This is a genomic window from Arenibaculum sp. (assembly GCF_035998295.1).
Taxonomy (GTDB): Bacteria; Pseudomonadota; Alphaproteobacteria; order Azospirillales; family Azospirillaceae; genus DASYHS01.
Genome location: NZ_DASYHS010000290.1, coordinates 1 through 2,808, shown reverse-complemented (window position 1 = coordinate 2,808; position 2,808 = coordinate 1). Strand labels below are relative to the sequence as shown.

The window sequence follows — 2,808 nt, the reverse complement described above, 5'->3', positions numbered from 1 at the left end:
TGCCCCCGGCTGGCCGCGATCGCCGGCGCGGTCGAGCGGGACCCGAAGCTCGCCCCCGTGTTCGAGCGGAACTGACCCGTCACGCCGAATGCAGGGCCGCCGGCCGCGCGTCGTCGTTTCCCGCCGGCGCGTCCCTGCGCGCCGGGGGCCGGCTGCGCATCAGCTCGGCGGCGGGGATGCCGGCCAGCCACCGCAGCCCGGCCGCGCTGGAGACGTTGTAGATCCCGCGCCGGGCCTCGACCAGCACTTGGCGCAGCAGCGTCCGGTTGGTCGCCTCCCCGACCTCGCGGACCAGCGACAGCCGGTGAAGCGAGTAGAACCCGATCGCGCAGGCCATCAGGAAGAAGAAGTCCCAATGCTGGAGGCTCAGCGCGTCGAAGCTGAGGGCCTGCCCCGGCGCGCTCCAGCGCACCGCCAGCGACAGCTCGCGCGCCGCGAAGAAGTCGGCGAACGCGCCGCCGACGATCGGCGCGATGCCAGCCGCCAGCGACGAGATCACCCCGTTCATGGCCAGGTAGGCGGTGGCCTTGCCCTGGGGCGACAGCTTCAGCGCGATGTTGGCCGAGGCCAGCGTCACGCCCGCGGTCGCGATGCCCATCAGCGCGTGCAGCAGGTAGAGCAGCGGCAGGGTCAGGCCGTGCGGCTCCGGCAGGGTCGTGAAGGTCCAGCCGAGGAAGCAGAGGATGTAGAGCGGCCCGCACAGCGCCAGCACCGGCTTGTTGCCGTAGCCGTCCGAAAGCCGCCCCCACAGGCGCAGGAACCCCATGTTCACGAACTGGCTGAACACCACGAGCGGCATCACCTCGGCCATGCCCATGCCGAGCCGGGTCAGCATGTACACCGTGAAGAACGGCGAGGCGAGGTTGACGGCGAAGCTCCAGGACCCGAGGAACAGCATCAGGCGCCGGAAGTTCGCGTCGCGGAACGGCTCGGCCAGCAGCCGGCGCAGCGGCTCGCGCGCGACCCGCGGCGGCATGCGCGGCTCGGGCGTGAGGGCCAGGAGGCCGACCCCGGCCAGCCCCGCGGCGGCCCCGGCGACGAAGAGCAGGCTGTAGACCTCGCTCTCGCTGCCCGGCGCCTGCGCGAGCCGGGCGTCGACCGCCAGCCCCGCGCCGTAGCTCAGCACCGCGCCCAGCAGCGTCATGTGGAACAGGCGCCGGCCGAAGAACGAGCCCAGCCTGTCAACCGGCATCAGGTCGCGCATCCAGGAGTTCCATCCGCACCCCGAGACGGCGCCGAACCCCGCATGCAGCAGCAGCCCGCAGATCAGCAGCGCCAGCGCCGGCCCGGGCGGCAGCAGCACGCCGAAGCCGGCCGCCAGCAGCGCCAGCCGCCCCAGCCCGCTCGACACCACGACGACGAGGCGCCGCCGGCGCAGGCGCTCGACCAGCAGGATCGCCGGAAGCTGGGCCAGCTGGGCCAGGAACGGGATCGCGGCGAGCAGGCCGACCAGCATGTTCGACGCCCCGGCGTGGAGCGCGTAGGCGGTCAGGAACACGCCGCCCGTGAGCGTGCCCATCACCTGCGTCGTCAGCCCGTCCGACAGGACGAGCCGCATGCTCCGGCCGACATCGGCGTCGCTCAGCGCCTCGGCCGGCTCGAACCAGCGCGCCATCATGAAATCCTGCGTACCGGGAATCGGAAGCGGTGGCGCCGGATCATCGCCGCGTCATGGTTAACGCTCGGTAACCATGATATCGGCCGCGATTTGCCCGTTGATTTCGACCGCCCCGCGTGGATCAGTCGGGGAGGAAAAGACCGCGGAGATGTCCCATGTCCCTGGAAGCCTGGCTCGCGTTCGCAACCGCCTCGGCCGTCCTGCTCGCCATTCCCGGACCGACGGTGCTGCTCGTCGTCTCCTACGCGCTCGGGCATGGCCGCCGCTCCGGCACGGCCACGGTCGCCGGCGTGGCGCTCGGCGACTTCACCGCCATGACCGCCTCCATGCTCGGCCTGGGCGTGCTGCTCGCCGCTTCGGCCGCGCTGTTCACGGCCCTGAAATGGGTCGGGGCGGCCTATCTCGTCTATCTCGGCGTCCGGCTGTGGCGGGCGCCGGTCGCCGACGGCGACGGAATCGACGATGCGCCGTCCGTGCGGCCTTGGCGGATGTTCCTCCACACCTACGCGGTCACGGCCCTCAATCCCAAGAGCGTCGTCTTCTTCGTGGCTTTCCTTCCCCAGTTCCTGGACCCCGCGCGACCGTTCGTCTCCCAGATCCTGGTGATGGAAGCGACCTTCCTCGTGCTCGCGACCATGAACGCGGCGCTCTACGCGGTGCTGGCGACGGCGGCGCGCCGGCAGGTCCGGCGTCCGTCCGTCCGGCGCGCCGTCAACCGCGTCGGCGGGTCGCTGCTGATCGGCGCCGGGATACTGACCGCGGCCTGGCGCCGCGGCACGGCTTGAAGCTCAGGCAGCGCCCCCGCGCAGGCGGCGCGCCAGCGCCAGGTAGACCCGGGCGGCGTCCCGCGCGTCGTCGACGGCGCGGTGGTGCTCGCCTTCGGGGGGCACCCCCAGCGCCTCCATCGCGGCGCGCAGGCCGACCCGCTGGCTCGCTCCGGTCAGCAGGTCGAACAGGTGGCCGAGGTCGAGATGGCTCTCGCTGAACGGGCTCTCCACCCCGTGGAACGCCGCCGCCTCCGCCACCGCCTTCTGGTCCTTGCCCCAGGCGCAGGGCTCCGAATCCAGGTTAACGCGAAGAGAAGCCGAGGATTGAAGCGAGGTATCGGCCGTCCCACCCAGCGACCTTTCTCCTGAGCTTGATGGATTTTTTGTCGGCGACGGCGCGGACGAGGTTGATGGCGAAGTGTC

Annotated in this window: 3 protein-coding genes; 1 reads left to right on the top strand and 2 read right to left on the bottom strand. The window is 71.7% G+C overall.

What is annotated here, in order from left to right:
* Positions 1-79 precede the first annotated feature (79 nt).
* Positions 80-1,618 carry an MFS transporter gene (locus VGO20_RS27600; protein WP_327505635.1) on the bottom strand — a complete coding sequence of 513 codons (1,539 nt, stop codon included), beginning with the start codon at positions 1,616-1,618 and terminating at the stop codon, positions 80-82.
* Positions 1,619-1,773: 155 nt separating this feature from the next.
* Between VGO20_RS27600 and VGO20_RS27595 the strand changes: the two genes are divergently transcribed.
* On the top strand, positions 1,774-2,403 hold the full coding sequence (locus VGO20_RS27595; RefSeq protein ID WP_327505634.1) for a LysE family translocator: 630 nt from the start codon (positions 1,774-1,776) through the stop codon (positions 2,401-2,403).
* 3 nt (positions 2,404-2,406) lie between these two features.
* On the opposite strand, the gene VGO20_RS27590 is transcribed toward VGO20_RS27595, so the two are convergent.
* Entirely contained in the window at positions 2,407-2,643 is a 237-nt protein-coding gene (locus VGO20_RS27590; protein ID WP_327505633.1) for a hypothetical protein, read from the bottom strand.
* Positions 2,644-2,808: the final 165 nt, after the last annotated feature.

Bases quoted from the DNA above. Each gene is read 5' to 3' on its own strand.
- VGO20_RS27595 (WP_327505634.1), top strand. From the start codon at position 1,774: ATGTCCCTGGAAGCCTGGCTCGCGTTCGCAACCGCCTCGGCCGTCCTG.
- VGO20_RS27600 (WP_327505635.1), bottom strand. From the start codon at position 1,618: ATGATGGCGCGCTGGTTCGAGCCGGCCGAGGCGCTGAGCGACGCCGAT.